The organism is Shewanella cutis (genome assembly GCF_022410515.1).
GTDB lineage: Bacteria > Pseudomonadota > Gammaproteobacteria > Enterobacterales > Shewanellaceae > Shewanella > Shewanella cutis.
This window is the reverse complement of record NZ_JACSDI010000002.1, coordinates 117,513-135,787: the sequence shown is the minus strand read 5'-3', so window position 1 is coordinate 135,787 and position 18,275 is coordinate 117,513. Positions and strand designations below refer to the sequence as shown.

Genomic DNA, 18,275 nt, shown 5'->3' with positions numbered 1-18,275 from the left:
TAAATAGTCAAAATGCCATTGATAATCATCAGTGGCATTTTTGTTTTTGGCAGATAATCGTCTGCAATTCGTTAGTCGCTTCAGCTATAGTAATCTTAATACAGACGTAAGTTGCTGTTGTAACAGGGGGACGTTTATGGTGCCTGTAACTCGATTAACACTATCCTACACCTTAGGACCTTGCCGGAAAATGTCGCAAAGGCTGTGGTGGTTAACAGCATTACTGATGGCATTTATATTGGTTTCTATCGAACTGCAAGCGGTGGAGCCAACTGATCGACCTAATCTTGCTTTTGAGCCAGACATTTCGATTGAAGAACTCCTTGATCACACATTGTTGCTTGATCTTGCAGACGTTAGCCCCGTATTTAGTGCTAATTATCAAAAACTCAGGCAATGGCAACATAAGCACGTAAATCTCGATGAGCAAACTGAACTCATAAAAATGCGCCAACAACTTGTGCGCTATTGGCATTACCTCGATCAACAAGCGGAATGTGTTGAACCTTGTATTAGTCAGATATTTACTCAGCAATCTAGCTATTACCATGCCGTGAGCTTGACGCTGTATCAACTGATGCAGTTAGAAGATTTGACTTCATGGGAGTCGTTAATACTAGAGGAGAAACTCAGTCCAGGGCAGCAAAGCCCATTGATCTCGCCCATCGCTCGGCGGTTATTTGTATTGGGATTTCTGCCAAATGAACTCCGTATGGAACCATCGGTAGAGGCGAATAATGGTATGCTTTATGGTGATGAGCTGGTCACTGCCATTAAGCTATTCCAGCAGCAACACGGCTTACTCGCCGATGGTGTGATAGGTAAGCAAACCCTTTTCTGGCTTAACCAATCCCCGCGAGCCAGAGCTAAGTTGCTGGCGAGAAATGTGCTTAGACAGTCGATTTTTACAGCTCAGTTACCCGCACGTTATCTACTCGTCAATATTCCTGCTTTTGAGCTCAAACTAATTGAAGATGGGAAGGTGGCTTTACGCTCTAAGGTTATTGTCGGTAAAGCATCGCGTCCAACGCCCTTGTTAGCTAGCCAAATTTCCAGTGTTGTAATGAACCCTGAGTGGCGAGTGCCACGCACGATTATCAAACGTGATATTTTGCCGCATATTCGCCAAGATGGATATTACCTCACGGAACGTGAATTTGATGTTTATGCTTATGACGGTCAACAAGCCGAGCACTCTGCAGATGAATGGCAAGCACTCGCCTCATCACATTTTCCTTATCAGTTGGTGCAACGGCCTGGACCCAAAAATGCTTTAGGCCGCTATAAATTTCATTTCGACAATAGTTTTAGTGTGTATTTGCACGGAACTTCTGAACCAAGTCTCTTTAAAAAGGCTAACAGAGCGTTATCATCGGGCTGTATTAGGGTCGAGAATGTTGAGGAATTAGCCCTGTGGTTTAAGACCCACTTAGTCAAAGATCAACGTCTTTGGGATAAATTGCATACTGATACCACTCAATCCCAATGGTTTGCTTTGTCCGATAAATTGCCCGTATTTGTGGTTTATTGGACGGTATGGCTCGATGATGCAGGGCAAGTGCAATATCGCAATGATATTTATCAGCAAGAGAGTGAGCTGAGTCATGCGGTTTCTGCAACGATTTTTAACACTCTCTAATTGATTGAACTATTACAGTATTTTGCAATCCAATATTTTGCTTGTCGATGAAGACTTGATCTGGATGGCAATTCAATATAATTTGCGTTCTTAGTGTCCAAAAAAAGAACAAATGGTGATGATGTGACCTTACTTTGTCCTGCCCGTAGGCAGTTGTTATTAGGCCTCGGTGGTGTGGCATTGTGTTCCTTAATTCCTTCTAAAGCGATAGCTAGCCGTTCTACTAAAGGTGTGCGTGAACTCAGCCTTTTCAATCGCCATACAGGTGAATATAACAACGGTAGCTACTGGGTTGACGGCCATTACCAGAGTGAAGTGTTGGCCGATTTTAGCCATTTACTGCGAGATCACCGCCAAAATGTTGCAGCCCCCATGGATAAACGTTTATTCGATTTGCTCTACACCCTTAAGTCAACGTTAAATACCGATAAAGAGATCCATGTGATTTCTGGTTATCGTTCCCCAAAAACCAATGCGATGTTGGCAGGCAAGAGCGGTGGGGTTGCCAAAAAAAGTTATCATATGCAAGGCATGGCAATGGATATCGCTATTCCTGGGGTGAATCTAAAGACTATCAGGGATGCTGCTTTATCACTGAAATTGGGAGGGGTGGGCTACTATCCTAAGTCTGGCTTTGTGCACGTTGACTGCGGTCCTGTGCGGCACTGGTAGTTTGTTCGGTTTGTAATGTGAGCTGCTGATAAAATTGCAGCTCTAGTATTTGAATATCCTGTAAATAATGCTTTAGCAGTGGCAAAAAAACTTGCCTGAGCTTATTCATTTCACGGTGTTGCTGCCAATCGCTAATCTGCTGATTTAAACCTTGTGAAAACTTAAACTGTCTTAGTCTTTGACTCTCAACAGCCGATGATTCAAAAATCTGCATTAACATGAGTAAACTGCGGTTTTTTTGTTGGGTACAAGCAAGCAGTTCCAACAATTTTAACTCTATCGTGGTTTGTTGGTAGGGGACGGTGTCAATAAGAGAGACCAGTTCACGGGCTAATTGGCATGAGAGTCGATTTTCTTGTTGCAATAAATACAGCTCGTGACGCATGTTTTACAAGACTGAATTGACAAAATTTGCCCGAGCTTAACAGGCATCAAATAGTTTAAGTGTGATCAAAATCGCGTGTCTTTTGATTCAGATCAAAGGCGTTTCGCCTATGTAACAGTGCGAAAACAAGTCCTCCAATTTAATAAATACTTTTGTTTATTGATAACGATAACCCGCTTGTTTCCTATCTACACCGAGTCTTATCGTTGTTGTGCCTGCTGGGGAACTGTGTTAGTATGCGCGCGCTTTATATGAGTCACCATTGGTCGAAAATGGTGACATTTTTTACTCTAAATTTAAGTGAGAAACACATGTCTTACACTATCCCAGCACAAACCCGCACTGAAATAGGGAAAGGTTCGAGCCGCCGCCTACGTCATGCAGGTAAAGTTCCTGCTGTTATTTACGGCGCAGGCAAAGAGCCAGTTTCTATTGTTTTTGATCACAAAGATATCATCAACGCTCAAGCAAACGACGATTTCTACACTTCAGTAGTCACTATCGTTTTAGATGGCAAAGAAGTAGGCGTTCGTGCACAAGCTATGCAACGTCACGCGTTCAAGCCAATCATTGAACACGTTGACTTCGTTTACGCTTAATTGTCGTAATTGAAGAAAAAGCGCCTATATGGCGCTTTTTTTGTGGCTGTTTTTTTCACTAAACAGTGATAGCGACCCGCCCTAAATAGCGTTGACACTTTTCAATCGATATTTGGAGAGTCTCGGATGTATTGATATTTTATTGTTGTTTTTGCTGCAAAACTCAGCCTCAAGGGCCTACAGCAAACTTTTATATTGGCTCTACTACATAAGAATCGTTAGTCGTTTAACGACTCTTTATTCTTCGTTTCTCGAACTGCCTGAGCAAACCAAATCTAAACGTAAAACCTCAACACCCGAATGACTTCAACAAGGGTGACTTCTACAAGTAAACGATGACCTTCTTCTATAGCCAGCCTGCACAGAACTGTTGTTTATGGCGAGTTACTCCATTATTACTTGATATTAAAGTTGTAATAAATATCGAGGGATTGGCCTAAGGTTCCGGACACTGTTTCAAGATAGAGTTGGGATAATAGGTAATACCGAACCGTCATTTCATAGCCTGGGTTGAATACACCCACACCATATTTGACCATCAGCTTATCACCGATAAAACCACTGATCGCCACGCGGCCTTCATCGTTCGTGTCGAGTTGTACGTTAGAGAAACCGAACTCTTCAATAATCCCCGTTGCCGTGTTGCCGATGTTATTGATAGCGCCACCTCCACCCACTTGGGAACTGAGTCCGAGTGCTGCCCCCATCATTAATGAATTGTTCTGCTCGTTGTTACCGCTATTAAAACCGCTACCTTTAATAATGTAAGACAAGATTTCGGCTTGTTCCTTGGCCGGATTCGAGAAGAGGGTTACCACTGGACGAGTGGGGGTACCCGTCACTCGCACACCGGCGATAAGATCTTCACTTTTAATTTCCCTGATTGCTTCAATATTTAAGTTCGGAACCGAAATCGGCCCAACAAATTGGACTTCACCTGCGCGGATCTTCAGGGTTTGCCCCATAAACTTATAACTGCCTTGTTTGACCTTGATATCGCCAAACAGCAATGGTGGACGAAATGCCTGTTGCTGGAGTTTTAACGTGCCTTGAAGCTTACCTTTGAGGCCCATTCCATCCACTTTTAAGTCGTTTCCTACGTTGATGTTAAGATCTGCCACAATCGCATAGGGGCTGGCTTTGGGTTGTGTTGCGGTAATCGAGTCATCGAACACCACATCTTCTGACAGTGCAACACCTCCCTCGGCCAGTTGTACAATTTTGATACTGCCTGAGGGCACATCGACCACGCCTTTGACTTCGAGTTGTCGGCTGCTAAAGGCAATGGTTAGATCCGGAGATATATCAAGCAGTGCGAGTGGCGGTTGGATTACGGCGAGTTTATCACCTTTGACGGCGAGTTCTCCGCTAAATTGCCCTTGGGGCCAACGCATTTCTCCGATGATTCGACCTAAGCCGTTGCCCATCATCCAGCGGCCTTTAAGTTCAGCTTGTTGGCCACCAAGATCCATCGACATATCAATTTTATTGATAAGAGTCGGGTTTGCTGTTAGCGCGAGTGCACCTTGAGTGAGCGAAACATTTCCTGAGACCTCGGGCGCATCAAGGGTGCCAGCAAAGTTTAATTTGCTGGTCAGCAAACCTTCGAGGGTGTTGAGTTGTGGGAAAAATTCGCCCAGTGGTTGCAGGTTTATTTGTTTGATATTGGCATAACCTGACAGGGTACGGTCGGGCGTCACATTCACGGTGATTTCACTTTGCCAGCTTGCCACATCCTCAGAGTCAAAGCTGATTGACGACAGTAGGCGTTTGCCATCTAAGTTAGCCTTTAAAGCAAGTTGCTGATATTGGATAGTGACTTCACGATTTTTAGCGCGTTTGAGTTTAATACTACCTGGCGCAAAATTAAAATCGACATTCGCGGTAGGTTTACGTCCTGCGGCCCAGGCAAAGTTCGCTAGCAGTGAGGAACTACCATCCCAGTTCATATTGCTTGGCAATACAGGGACTAAGAGCTTACCAAGATTGCCCGCATAACTGAGTTGCGCGTCGCCTTTTTGACCTAGTGATACTTGATTATCTAAGCAAATTCTACTGTTAGGATTGACTAGACAGAAGGGGCTAATACTGCCCTTGGTGTTATTTTGATCCCAAGCGATAAGGATATCTTTATCTATCTCCCAGCGGCCGACAGGTGTGGCTAAGTTAATCTTGTTCACTTGTGCCAGTAGTTGGGATTTTTTCATATCGTATTGGCTGGTCACGCCAAGCTCGAGCCCTAAATCTCCAGTGGCACTTAAGGTCAATTTCTGGTTTTGGATATCACCCTTACTGCCAAAGGTAACGGTATCTAAACTCTTTGAACCAAGTTGTAATGCTTTTGATTTAAGAGATATAGCAAACTCATGCAAATCCAAAGGCTTATAGTAGGCTTTTAAGGTTGATTCCCTGAGTTTAATATTGTGGTGTACCAGATCGACCAGTTGGGCGGTTAACTCAAGCTGGGGATGTTTTTCATCTCCAGTCACATTGATATCGGCCTGTAGTTGACCACTGGCTTGGGGCAACCATAGACCGAAATCTGGCACGAGCAGTTTGCCCGCTAGGTTCCAATTTTTATTGGTTTCACCCGCTAAGGTTAAGGTCGAGCCTAGAACTTGGGCATTAATCCCTTTTGCACTAACATAGAGTTTATCGTTTATGCTGACATCGGCAGTAATATCAAATGGATATCCCTGCATCGTGCCAGATAATTGTGTCTGTGTCAGGGTGACTTGCCACGCGTTATCCTGTAGGCGTCCCGAGGTATGTAATTGGCCAGAGATCAAGCTATTGGGCAGACTGGTGGCAGTCGTTGCAGCATTATTTTTCGAATTTTTCGGGTCTTTACTTGGGGCAGACTCTTTGGTCTGCGCGGTTTCTGGTAAGGTGATTTCCTGTAATTTCAGCTTATCGAGTAATACCTTGGCTTTCCAAGTCATAGCGTTGGCGTAATCTAGCTCACCTTCGACATCAACTGCACCTAATTCTCCTTTAGCGCTAAATTGCTTTATCGAAAGCTTGGCATCTTGATGGTGTAGCTCACTGCGGATGGCTAAGATTTTATGGAAAGGCGAAATGACATTGGCTTCAATCGTTGCGGCTTGTTTATTGAGTGAGCCTTGGCTATTGAGGGTTAAATCACTGACGATATATTCGGGGTTGTTAAGTGGCCATTGTAAACGGGCTTTCTCTAATGTTGCCTTATAGGTAAGGGCAGGATCCTTGAGGGTGATTTGCCCCTCGAGACTAAAATCGGCATTCCCTTGTGCTAAAGCCTGGAGGCTGAGCTGCCCTACGCTGCCCGTTAGTTTAAGTTTGAGTTGTTGGTGGGTGAGCTCTGGTAACTCAGCGACTTGTGTCAAGTTAGCCTCGATATCGAGTGCAAGGGGATAATCCTGCTCGAGGGCAAGTTTGCCCATCACCGAAAGCTCACCGTAGCTGTGGGTGAGCATCAGTTTATCTAAGGTCAGTTGATACTGCTCAAATTGCCCTTGTAATTCAATATGGCTAAACACATCTTCGCGTGCGCCAATTTGTAAGTGGCTGTTATCTAAATTAAGACTTTTAACATTGACCGGAAAGGGCATAAACACTTGAGGTAAATGCGCGAGGGCCCATTCATCAGCGAGCGTATCAGTTGGCACTGCTTTATCGCTTTGAGAGGGCGTTGAAGGGGCTGAGGCTAGGGACTTATCCGCTGCCGGTTTGTCAGTCGCGTTTGTTGTATTTTCTTTTACCGCTTCTGTAGCAGGCTTAACCGTTTCAGGTTCCGTTGTTGCTGTCGTCTGAGTGACCTGTGTTGGGGCGGTTATTGCGGTAGTGGTTTCATCACCCGTTGGGATTAATATCGCTAAGCCTTCACTAGTAAGTTGTTCAACAGTAAGTCCTTTCGCAAACCAAGTGGCTGAGGTTGCAATATGATTGGCTGAAAAGCGCATGTTATCGACGCGGACATTAATGTGATTCAAATCCGCCGTATCAAGTGTGATCCCAAAAGGTAATACTAGCTCAGTTGGCTCATCCGTATCATCGGAGATGACTTCAATGTTGTTTGTGTTATTGTCAGCGTTTAGGGCATCAGTCTCTATGCTGATATCCACTTTACTGGCATTTAAGGCATTAACACATAACTGTTTTTGCAATAAACAAGTAGGCCGCCAAGCTAAGTGCAGATCCTCTAACTCAACTTGGATCCCCGCCATTGACCAACTGGCGTGGGCTAAGGTGAGTTCTTTATTTAAGGTGCCTGAGGTGTAGGTTAATGCCAGATCAGGCACAAATTTATCTGCTAACTCAACACTTATCCGCGAGCCAATCTCAGTCCCTAGCAGTAATGCCATTAAGACCAAGAGGCTTAAGGGAACGTAAACAATAATCCGTGTGCAGAGTTTAAATATTTGCCATAGACGTTGGGTAAAGGTTTTTGGCGGTGCAGCAGCTTGGCAAGGTTCGGCGCAAGGGGTGTCCGAAGATCTTGTTTGCAGTTGTTCTGGATCGGTTTGTTCAAGACTATTTTGCTCAAGAATAGGGGGCTGACTCATAGTTCTGTCCCCATGGTTAAGTGAATGCGCCATGAGCGATCCATAGTGTCCGTCTCTTTCAAACCTACCCCTAAATCTAACTTAATTGGGCCAATGGGAGATATCCAATGAATACCGCCGCCCACTGAGACGACTGGTTCAAATTGATTGTTATCAAAGGCGTTACCCGCATCTACAAAGGTGGCGACCCGCCAAGTCGGTGTCACGTAATATTGATATTCTACACTCCCGACCATTAAGTAACGGCCACCAATTACCTCTCGATTGACGTTGCCATCGGCATCGATATAGTCCAGATAAGGGCCTAACTCTTGATAGCCATAACCGCGAATCGTTTGATCGCCACCCGCAAAGTAGCGCAGCGATGGCGGGATTAAGGCCAGATCATTTTCATTGGCAAGGTTTGCGGCTAAATCCATTCGCGCCACGATTCTGTGATTATCAAAAAAGGTATCGATCCACTTAAATTTAGCTTGCAAGCGGGCAAGGCGTGTTTCGGAACCAAGGTAAGGATCCGCATAATCAAGGCTGTATGTTTGTCTATAACCGGATTTGGGATCGAGGGAGTTATCTCCACGGGTCGTTTTAGAAAAATTGATCCCCGCCAGATAAAAACTAGGGTTGTAATCTACATCTGACTGGGTGTACTCCTCACGAATGGCATCGAGGGAATAGCTCATGAGCCATTGATTATCCAGCCGTTGTTGCCTTAATAGCCCGAGTAAATATTTGGTCGATTCCAGTTGTCCAGTATTACGAAAATCGCGATTTTCAGGCTCGTAAATCTGTGTGACGCCGTATTTATCCCGCTGCAAGCCTAAACGGATCTTAAGTTGATCGTCTAATGGATGGGTGAGTGGGATGGTATAGGTCGTCAAAAACTTAGGTCTATCGGGTGACCACTCCAAACTGGTTTCTTGTGAATGGCCATATTTATTGATCTGTGGGGTTCGCCAAGTGACACGCACGCGAGGATCGAAGGTTTTATCTGAGCTTTGGCCGATATCGCCACCCAAACCTAATTCAATGGAATGGCTGGCTTTATTGGTAAGCTCCACTTTGACAGGTAGTTGATTATCCTTCGCCAGATCGAGCTGCGGTATCACTTTAATATTAGAAAAATAGCCAGTATCTAATAACTGACGATTGAGGGCGCTGACCCTGCGGGTCGAATAGGAGGCATCTTCCTTAAAAGGGATAAGCTTGGTGAGGATATCCGGCTCTAAGGTATGGCCCTCAAAACTCACTTGGCCAAAATGATAACGCGCGCCCGAGTTAAAATGCAGACTGATTTGGGCAGTGTTTAAATCGCGATTGATTTTGATCTGCGATTCAGTGAATTCGCCATCAAAGTAACCTCGAGCCAGGGCAAGGGTAACGAGCTGGGATTTTACATCCGAATACACACCGTGATTGAGTGTATCACCGGGCTTAATATTGACCTCAGCAAGCCATTTATCGAAGGCCCGATCATCAAGCATTTCGCCTGAAAAATTGATATCGACCCATTGGATTTTAACGGGCTCGCCTGCTTTCACCGTAAGTTTGAGTTCCCACGGGCCTTTGTCCTTTTCGATTAACTGTTCTTCCACCTCGCCATGGTAATAGCCCATGGATTGGAGGGCGGTAGTGACATTGTCTTCCACATTAAATAAGAAGGCTCGGCGCTGCACTTCAGAGTCTGGCATCGCACCTAAGTGCGCGAGAATATTACGCTTTAGGGCTTCGTCGACCCCATTGACTGAAAGCGTTAAAACGTTATCGGCAGCCAAAGACACTGACGTCAGCAAACTCAGGCCAAGTAGCAAATGAAGACGAAAAGATAATGACGTAATTTGCAAGAATCGCTGCACTTTATAATCCCTGTGATGTGGCTTTATTGTCGCCAGAATAGGCGTAACAGGCAAGGAGATGATTGAAATTAGTCATTGAAATGGTTACAAAGGACGTCACAGTTTAAGGGAATGTAAATAATGAAAATAAAATTGGTTACCTTTAGTTTAATTCTCTCGAGTGCACTTTTTATGTCACAAAATACCCACGCTAATGAAAAACCTTTTGCGATTGCGATCCACGGTGGCGCAGGCACGATTTCTAAAGCGAATCTCACGCCTGAGCTGCGCCAAGCCTATAAAGACAAACTAAAAGAAGCCGTTGATAAAGGCTCAAAGCTACTCGAACAGGGAGGCGATAGTTTAGTTGCTGTGCAAACTGCCATTAATGTATTGGAAAATAGCCCATTGTTTAATGCAGGCGTGGGGTCGGTTTATACCTATGATGGCGGCCATGAACTGGATGCTTCAATCATGGATGGTAGAACCATGAACGCGGGTGCTGTTGCGGGTGTGCGCCATATCGCTAACCCCATCGATTTAGCCTTAGCCGTGATGAACAAGTCCGAGCATGTGATGTTATCGGGCGCGGGCGCAGAAGAATTTGCGCTGACCCAAGGGTTTACCTTAGTGCCAAATAGTCATTTTGATAGCGATGCCCGTTATCAGCAGTTACTCGACGCGAGACAAAAACTACAGGCAGCTCAAAAGTCCGAGCAAATAGCGGGTATTGAGATGAACGATCTCGATTATAAATTTGGTACTGTTGGCGCAGTTGCTTTAGATAAAAACGGTAACTTAGCAGCGGGAACCTCCACTGGTGGAATGACGGCTAAGCGTTTTGGTCGAATTGGGGATTCGCCCGTGATTGGGGCGGGAACCTTCGCTGAGAATGGTGTTTGCGCCGTCTCAGCCACGGGGCACGGCGAGTTCTTTATTCGTTACCAAGTAGCTGGCGATATTTGCGCTAGGGTGAAATACCAACAAAAATCGATTCTTCAGGCGGCGGATGAGGTGATTAATCAGCGTCTTATCACTGCTGGTGGTTCAGGCGGAGTGATTGCGGTTGACCATCGAGGCAATATTGCAATGCCGTTTAATACCGAAGGAATGTACCGCGCAAGCCGCAGCAATGGTGAACCTGCTCAGGTGATGATTTGGCTGGATCAATAATGTGAGTTTGCTTGGCCCTCGTCCCTAATAAATAAGTGCCGCATACGCGGCACTTATTTTTTGTAACATATTAGAGATATTACGAATTGACTGGGCTGTTACTTTTGAGATCCATATGCATTTTGATTAAATGTTCTTCCATATCGAAAGTCACCTTAAACCCTAGGCTCTTAGCAAGGCTTGCCATATTACGGTTTTCAAACATGGTAAAACCAGTGAGTACGGGTGTGTCATTCGCTTGATAATACTTAATCAGTTTTTCGAGCAGCAGTTTACCCAGCCCAATGCCTTGATGATCGCCACGTACCGCCATGGCAAATTCAGCCTCAGTATTATCGGGGTCGATGGAAGCTCTAACCGCGCCTAAGGTGATGTCATCGCCGTCTGGCCCTTTGGCGGTGGCGATAAAGGCCATTTCACGGGCGTAATCGATTTGGGTCAGTACCGCCATTTCCTCGTGGGTCATTTTCGAACGCACGCCAAAGTAGCGCTTATATCTGTCCTCATCGGAGAGGGAATTGTCAAAGGCTAAATGCTTAGGCTCATCCTCGGGAAGAATAGGGCGCAGCATCACTTTAAGGCCATTTTTAAGCTCGGCAAATTCTTCTAATTCTTTGGGATAGGGCATAATCGCAAGGCGAGAGGGATTATCGGTATTCGCGTCGTGCAGGCGAATATTCACATCGAGCAGGGTAATATTTTCGCCGGCCGCAAGCACTGGGTTGAGATCCAATGAAGCAATCTCTGGGCAGTCGATAATAATGTGAGATATTTGCGTCAGCATCACGCACAGGGCATTCATATCTAGCCCAAGTGGTAAATGCCTATCCTTTAACTTATGGGTTTTTAAGGCTTGGATCACCATGTAGCGGGCGAGCGCCATATTCAATGGCGGTAAGGCTACGGCTGCATCTTTGGTGGGATCCCACTCTGAACCGCCTTCACCTAAACAAATGGCGGGGCCAAATACGGGATCGCTGATCACCGCCACCCGAATTTCCTGCGCGCCCGCGGTCAGTGCCATCTTTTGCACTATCATCCCTTCGATAATCGCTTCGGGATTGGCTTGGTGTACCCGCTGGGTAATGGCATTGGCGGCATGGCGAATGTCTTCCTCCGAGGTGAGGTTGAGCATCACCCCGTGAACATCGGATTTATGTAAAATATTCGGCGATTGTACTTTGAGCGCGAGGGGATAACCTGCTTGATTAGCGATGGCAACGGCTTCATCGGCATCTTTTACAAACCAGGTGTCTATCGTATTGAGGCCATAGGCGCGCAAAATGGGGCTGGCTTCATGGGTTTCGAGTACTGCTTTACCTTTAGCCTGTGCTGCTTGCAGTAATTTCCGCGCAGTTTGGCTATCGGTAGGAATATTGTCAGGAATTGATTGTGGTACTTCCTGCAGCAGTTTTTGGTTGCGGCGGTATTCCACCATATGCATAAAAGCACCGACCGCACCCTCAGGAGTGCGATAGGTAGAAATCCCGCCCTTAGTAAAGCGTTTACGGGCTTGATAAGCCGAGTCTTCACCGCTCCAGTTGGTTAAAATATTAAGGCGGTTCTTTTTAGGGTGGGCATGGATGACTTTCACTAAAGCATCAGCAATCTCAACGCTTTCACCCAAGGCGGAAGGAGAATGCAGTACCAAAATGGCATCTAATTCCTCACTATCCATTAAAATGGTGAGCGCATTGGCATAACGGCTTGCGTTAGCATCACCGATAATATCGACGGGGTTTTGTTTCGACCAAGTTGTGGGCAGTACGGCATCAAGTTTAGCTAAGGTGTCTTGGGATAATTCCGCCAATTTCCCCCCACGCAGGATCAGCTCGTCGACCGCTAATACTGCAGGGCCGCCACCATTGCTGATGATGCCTAATCGCTCGCCTTGCAGCGGATTAGAATGGGCAAGGCTTTCGACCGCCGCAAAAAGTTCTATTAAGTCATTTACCCGCAGCATACCCGCGCGCCTAAAGGCGGCTTCGTAGACGGCATCATTGCCACCAACACCACCAGTATGTTGTTTTGCGGCACGAACACCTTCGGCGCTACGCCCCGATTTAATCACCAAGATGGGTTTATTACGCGAGGCCGCGCGGGCAGCAGAGAGAAAATGACGTTTCTCATTCACTGAATCGATATACAACATAATGGCACTGGTATGGCTATCTCGACCGAGATAATCGAGCAATTCATCGAAGTTAATATCGGTGCCATCGCCAAGGGAAATAAAAGACGAAAATCCGATGCCTTTATTGTTCGCCCAATCAAGTACAGTGGTACATATCGCGGCTGATTGGGATACAAACGCAATTTTGCCAGGCAGGGCACTGGCATGGGCTAAGCTTGCATTGAGCCCTAGTGGCGGTAGCAATATCCCTAAACTATTAGGCCCTAGGATCCGCATACCATAGCGTTTAGCATGTTGCATGGCTAAGTCCAGTAAGCTAACACCATCATCATTCACTTCCTGCGCCATCCCTGAGGCCATAATAATTGCCACTTTACAGCCAAATTGGGCGAGCGTTTCGACAATCGCGGGCACGCGGCTGCCACGGGTACAAATCACGGCCAGATCGGGTTTTATTGGCAATGCTTCAATATTGGGATAGGCAAGCACTCCCATCACTGCGCGGTATTTGGGTGTGACTGGCATGATGGGCCCAGAAAATCCACTGGAGAGTAGATTTTTCATTAGCACATTACCTGCGCGTTTCTCGCTGTTAGAGGCGCCAATAATGGCAACGGATGTGGGTTTAAATAAGGAATGTAGTGTTCGTTGACTCATAAATGATCCCATCCCAGACGAAGACGTTGCCAGTGTAACCTACACCAGTGTGCCTGCACAGTTTTGATTCGAGTATGGCGCCTAAGTTTATTAGGGTCTGTTGATCTTTGCTGTACAAATGTTGCTCAGCAATGCATCAGTAGCCACATTAACATAAACGCCAGTGACACCATACTGGCGTAATTTCTTGCTAGCTTGTCATATCTTGTTGATATTTCTCGATAGTGTTTTATTCTTCCAAAAGCATTCTCCACTAAATGTCGATACCGATATAAGCACCAATCGACGCTTTCTTGAGGTGCATTCTTGTAGTGGCGCCTTGGAATAACAGATTTCCCGCCTTTATTGGCGATAAGTTCACGAAAAGCATCGCTGTCATAACCTTTTATCTACAATGACGCTATCAACTTGCTTCAGGTGCTCAATTAAGCTGGGGGCGTGTGTAATATCGTGTTTTTGGCCTTCTGATAATTCGAAATAAATCGATAATCCTCCGCTGTCGACGGCTAAGTGAATTTTGGTTGAATTACCGCCTCGACTTTTACCAATACTCTCATGACTTAGCGTCGCTGCACCTGCACTGTGCTGGAAAGCTCGCACTATCGAGCCATCAATAAAGACTCATTCTATATCAGCAATGTTGGCTAAGGCCTTGAATAAATGTGCTAAAACGTCTTTCTTAGACCATAAATGAAACCGTCTAAAGACCATGCTCCAATGACCGAACACTTTAGGTAAATCACGCCAAGGGATACCTATTCTAAGGCGGTAAAGAATACCTTCGAATGTTTGTCTATGATCAGGTTTGTCATAAACATGGTCTGTGCTTTTCATTAAATGAAATAGCTTTGCACAGCGAGCATTGGTTAGCATAAGTCTTGGCATGGCTTGAGGTTATGGTTACTTTTGGCGAAGCAAAATATAACGTCTTGCCATGCTGTCTAAAAATTACTCTCAAAAGATCAACAGACCCCAGTAAATCATCAAGTTAAATCTTGGCATACTACTATTATGATTACTTGGGTTAATAAAAAGTAAAATTTTTTTGATTGGTTTGAAAAAAACTGAATCTCAAACTACTTTTTACACACGGAACAATTATTGTGAACTGTTTATGAGATTCATGGATGGCGTCATTGCAGTTTTTGCAATAGCACTAGGTTACTTTGTTGGTTTAAACACCTTTGGGATCGTTAGCCCGGTACTGGCCGTTGTAATCATGTTGTTTTGGTTGTTTCTTCGTCTGCAACAATTCACTTTAGGCACTGGAACATCTGAAACAGAACAACATAATTTTGCGGATCCTAGTTGGCAAACACATCAGCACTTATACCAAGAGGTGATTACGACCGTCCATGAGTGTGAAAATAATATCAACAATGTTCTCACTGTTCAGGGAGATGCAGTCAACTTACTCGGCGATTCATTTGAAGGCTTAGGTCGACTTATGGCTGAACAAACTGGCTTTATTTCGGATCTGGTGAAAAGTACTGATGACGCTGAGATATTTCACTCTGAGCAGATGAAGCAGTTTGCGAATAACACCTCGAAAATATTAGAGCGTTTTATTCAATCGACCATAGAAATGTCTGCCTCAACGATGGAGCTGCTTGAAAAAGTTAATCTCATTTACGAATCCATGCCTCAAGCCATGAAGGCTTTACAGGATATTGACCAAATATCATCTCAGACAAATTTATTAGCATTAAATGCTGCCATTGAAGCTGCACGTGCAGGCGAGGCCGGCAGAGGCTTTGCTGTCGTCGCCGATGAAGTGCGCGCCCTGTCTAATCGCAGTGGAGGTTTTAGTGAAAGTATCCAAAAACAACTGAGATCTATTCAAAATCAAATTGAACAATTGACCCAGCAAGCCAGTAAAGTTGCCGCGCAGGATATGCGTTATATCATTGATGCAAAAAAAGATATTGATATAACATTGAAGCAAATTATTTTAAAAGCGGAAAAGGATTCTAAGGTCATTGCACGGATAGATTCAGCAGCCCATGAACTTGAAACGGCAATTTCAGACACCATAAGGGGCTTACAATTTAGCGATATAACCTCCCAAAGCCTCTCCCATACTCATCAGTCATTGTGCCATTTAAAAGAATCTCTTAAACAAGTCACTGAGATATCTCATGAGGAGTTTGGTATTGCCGGTGATAAGGTCACTGAAAGTATCTTTCATCATCGAAATAAAATACATAATCCTGTATCAAGGAATGAAATAACGAGTGGCGAAATCGAGCTCTTTTAAATGGATATCATGTTATGTCAACGATTCAAACAATTATCTTGCCAGAACGATTTGATTTTGATTATCACAAAGCATTTACTAGTGACTATCAGAAAATATTAAGCCTTAAAGAGGTTAACCATATCATTTTAGATTTTAGTCGCGTTTTATACCTTGATAGCTCGGCTTTAGGTATGATGGTGTTATTGCATCGCAGAGCACAAGAAAGAGGGATATCGACATCAGTAAAGGGAATGCATGGGCAGGCCGAAGAGATTTTAAATATCGCTAATATGCAAAAAATTTATATTATCGAGTAGTGATATCTATGTCAGCCAACTTAGAAAGTAATCACTTCATTCTGATTGTAGACAATGATGCCGTTGCCAGTCAGTCTATAAGTGATTTTATTCACGGAAAAGGTTATAACGTGATTATCTGTGATAATCTAGAAGATGCATTTTTTGAAGTGTCACTCAATAAAATTGATTTGATTCTAGTTAATTACTTTCAACCCGATGGTACAGCCTTAACATTGCTGGATCATCTTAATTCCTTGAGTAAAGAAATTCCTGTTGTAGTGATAAACGATAAGAAAGAGCCGCAGGCATTTTTAGATTGCTTTAAAATGGGGGTTTTAGATTTTGTTGTCAAACCAATTAATGTTGAGGTTTTTTGGTATAAAGCAGAAATTTTACTGACACGTATTAAGCTACAAAAGAAAGTCAAACAACAAAGTGTTGAACTAGAAAAGATGCTTTATGAAAAAGCAAGGGAAGAGCAACTAGCCCGCCATATTTTTGAACACTTAGTCAACATTGATAATAATCAATTTGATTTTATTAAATCATTTTGTCAAGCGAGTGCTAATTTTAGTGGTGATATTTTATTAAATGGGGTATCTCCCAACGGTAATTTATTCATCATGTTAGCTGACTCAACTGGTCACGGACTAAGTGCTGCTATGCCAATCATGTTATTGACCAGTACTTTTAGAGCTATGGTTTCAAAAGGTTTTTCATTAGTTTCATTGATTTATGAACTCAATGAAAAAGTATTTGATGAATTTCCTGAGGATAGGTTTGTTGCCTGTATTCTTCTGGAGGCGGATTTATTTCGTAATAAACTGTATGTGTGGAATGGTGGGATGCCACCTGTCTATCTTCACTTAGGTCATGATGAACAACATTCAGATGAACGAGCAGTAATCAACAAGGAATTAAAATCAACCAACATGGCCCTTGGTATTTTACCGCCAAACACATTTATTGCAGATATTTTTTCTATTGATTTACCCAGTGAAGGATATGCATGTTTATTTAGTGATGGTTTAATCGAACAACCAGCATTGGATGGAAGTCCATTTGGGAGGGTAAGACTAAATGCACTTTTTAATGATAATTTAGATGCATTACCAGTTTTTTTGGATGAACATTTTTCTGAATATTTCTATGGTGATAATATTGCTGATGACATTACTGTTTGCACACTTGATTTCAAGCGTCTACATCAATGGAATCAAACGCGAGACTTTAATTGTCTCGCATCAAATCTTAATGGTGAGTTTAATTGGGATGTGGAGATTTCAGGCTCAATGTTGTTAAGTGCTGATTATTTAGGGTCGTTGAATCAGTTTTTAAGTGTATTTGGATTTGCTACTAACTTTTGTCAGAGAGTATTTACTGTCGTGGCTGAACTGTTTAACAACGCTATCGACCATGGAGTCCTTGAATTGGACTCTAGACTAAAAAATGATCCTGAAGGTTTTGAATTGTACCATAGTATAAGGGATAGTTATGCAGAGCGGTTATCTTCGAATGATTGGGTAAAAGTGTGCATAACTTGGAACCATATGAATGAGCTAGTGATTACTGTCGCCGACAGTGGGAAAGGGTTTGTTGGTTTTGATAAATCCATTTCATGTTACCCAGAGCTTTCTGGTCGAGGTATATCACTTGTGAAAACATTATGTAAACACTATGAATTAATTTCACCCGGTAATATCACTAGAGTAGTCATGGAATAGCGCATGAGTAAAAAAATATTAATTGTTGATGATTCAGCGGCCATTAGGCAAATGGTTGAAGCCACATTGAAATCAGCGAACTATCAGGTCACTTTGGCAAAAGATGGCCGAGAAGCTCTCGATTTATGTAATAGCCAGCGGTTTGATTTCATTTTGACGGATCAAAATATGCCACGGATGGATGGATTAACCTTAATTAAATCATTGCGGGGAATGTCAGCATTTTTGCGGACTCCCATCATTATGCTAACCACCGAGGCTGGGGATGATATGAAAGCCCAGGGTAAGGCTGTTGGCGCTACGGGATGGATGGTTAAGCCCTTTGACCCACAAAAATTATTAGCAATCACAGCCAAAGTGCTGGGTTGACGGTATCGG

At 44.0% G+C, this 18,275-nt stretch carries 12 protein-coding genes and 1 pseudogene; 8 read left to right on the top strand and 5 right to left on the bottom strand.

Going from position 1 to position 18,275, the window contains the following annotated elements; genetic code table 11:
• Nucleotides 1-190: 190 nt before the first annotated feature.
• Together H9J30_RS05840 and mepK are read left to right on the top strand one after the other, a co-directional pair.
• Nucleotides 191-1,639 carry a L,D-transpeptidase family protein gene (locus H9J30_RS05840; protein WP_240130170.1) on the top strand — a complete coding sequence of 483 codons (1,449 nt, stop codon included), beginning with the start codon at nt 191-193 and terminating at the stop codon, nt 1,637-1,639.
• A gap of 123 nt (nt 1,640-1,762) precedes the next feature.
• Nucleotides 1,763-2,311: a peptidoglycan L,D-endopeptidase MepK gene (mepK, locus tag H9J30_RS05835; protein WP_011072173.1), complete on the top strand. Its 549-nt coding sequence runs from the start codon at nt 1,763-1,765 to the stop codon at nt 2,309-2,311.
• Here mepK and H9J30_RS05830 read toward each other — a convergent pair.
• Entirely contained in the window at nt 2,262-2,696 is a 435-nt protein-coding gene (locus H9J30_RS05830) for a hypothetical protein (protein WP_240130169.1), read from the bottom strand. The genes mepK and H9J30_RS05830 overlap by 50 nt on opposite strands.
• Before the next feature lie 311 nt (nt 2,697-3,007).
• Between H9J30_RS05830 and rplY the strand changes: the two genes are divergently transcribed.
• On the top strand, nt 3,008-3,295 hold the full coding sequence (gene rplY / locus H9J30_RS05825; protein WP_240130168.1) for a 50S ribosomal protein L25: 288 nt from the start codon (nt 3,008-3,010) through the stop codon (nt 3,293-3,295).
• 395 nt (nt 3,296-3,690) lie between these two features.
• Here rplY and tamB read toward each other — a convergent pair whose 3' ends face one another.
• Both tamB and H9J30_RS05815 read right to left on the bottom strand, forming a co-directional pair.
• Nucleotides 3,691-7,839, bottom strand: a complete 4,149-nt coding sequence (gene tamB, locus H9J30_RS05820) for an autotransporter assembly complex protein TamB (protein WP_240130167.1) — start codon at nt 7,837-7,839, stop codon at nt 3,691-3,693.
• Nucleotides 7,836-9,692, bottom strand: coding sequence for an autotransporter assembly complex protein TamA (locus H9J30_RS05815; RefSeq protein WP_240130166.1), 1,857 nt, complete (start codon nt 9,690-9,692; stop codon nt 7,836-7,838). Before H9J30_RS05815 ends, tamB begins: the two co-directional genes overlap by 4 nt.
• A 120-nt stretch (nt 9,693-9,812) precedes the next feature.
• Here H9J30_RS05815 and H9J30_RS05810 point away from each other — a divergent pair, with 120 nt between their 5' ends.
• The gene (locus H9J30_RS05810; RefSeq protein WP_240130165.1) at nt 9,813-10,844 is read left to right on the top strand and encodes an isoaspartyl peptidase/L-asparaginase family protein; all 1,032 of its coding nucleotides are present in this window, start codon (nt 9,813-9,815) and stop codon (nt 10,842-10,844) included.
• A gap of 79 nt (nt 10,845-10,923) precedes the next feature.
• Here H9J30_RS05810 and H9J30_RS05805 read toward each other — a convergent pair whose 3' ends face one another.
• Nucleotides 10,924-13,635, bottom strand: a complete 2,712-nt coding sequence (locus H9J30_RS05805; RefSeq protein ID WP_240130164.1) for an acetate--CoA ligase family protein — start codon at nt 13,633-13,635, stop codon at nt 10,924-10,926.
• A 125-nt stretch (nt 13,636-13,760) separates the two neighbouring features.
• Nucleotides 13,761-14,520, bottom strand: a pseudogene (locus H9J30_RS05800) (IS5 family transposase).
• A gap of 229 nt (nt 14,521-14,749) precedes the next feature.
• On the opposite strand from H9J30_RS05800, the gene H9J30_RS21590 reads away from it, so the two are divergent.
• From H9J30_RS21590 to H9J30_RS05780, 4 genes are read left to right on the top strand one after another with little or no spacing between them, the layout of a single operon-like run.
• Nucleotides 14,750-15,892 carry a methyl-accepting chemotaxis protein gene (locus H9J30_RS21590; RefSeq protein WP_345795760.1) on the top strand — a complete coding sequence of 381 codons (1,143 nt, stop codon included), beginning with the start codon at nt 14,750-14,752 and terminating at the stop codon, nt 15,890-15,892.
• A gap of 14 nt (nt 15,893-15,906) precedes the next feature.
• Nucleotides 15,907-16,191: an STAS domain-containing protein gene (locus H9J30_RS05790; protein WP_240130163.1), complete on the top strand. Its 285-nt coding sequence runs from the start codon at nt 15,907-15,909 to the stop codon at nt 16,189-16,191.
• A gap of 8 nt (nt 16,192-16,199) precedes the next feature.
• Nucleotides 16,200-17,897, top strand: coding sequence for a SpoIIE family protein phosphatase (locus H9J30_RS05785; protein ID WP_240130162.1), 1,698 nt, complete (start codon nt 16,200-16,202; stop codon nt 17,895-17,897).
• A 3-nt stretch (nt 17,898-17,900) separates the two neighbouring features.
• Nucleotides 17,901-18,266, top strand: a complete 366-nt coding sequence (locus tag H9J30_RS05780; protein WP_240130161.1) for a response regulator — start codon at nt 17,901-17,903, stop codon at nt 18,264-18,266.
• The last annotated feature ends 9 nt before the right edge of the window (nt 18,267-18,275 follow it).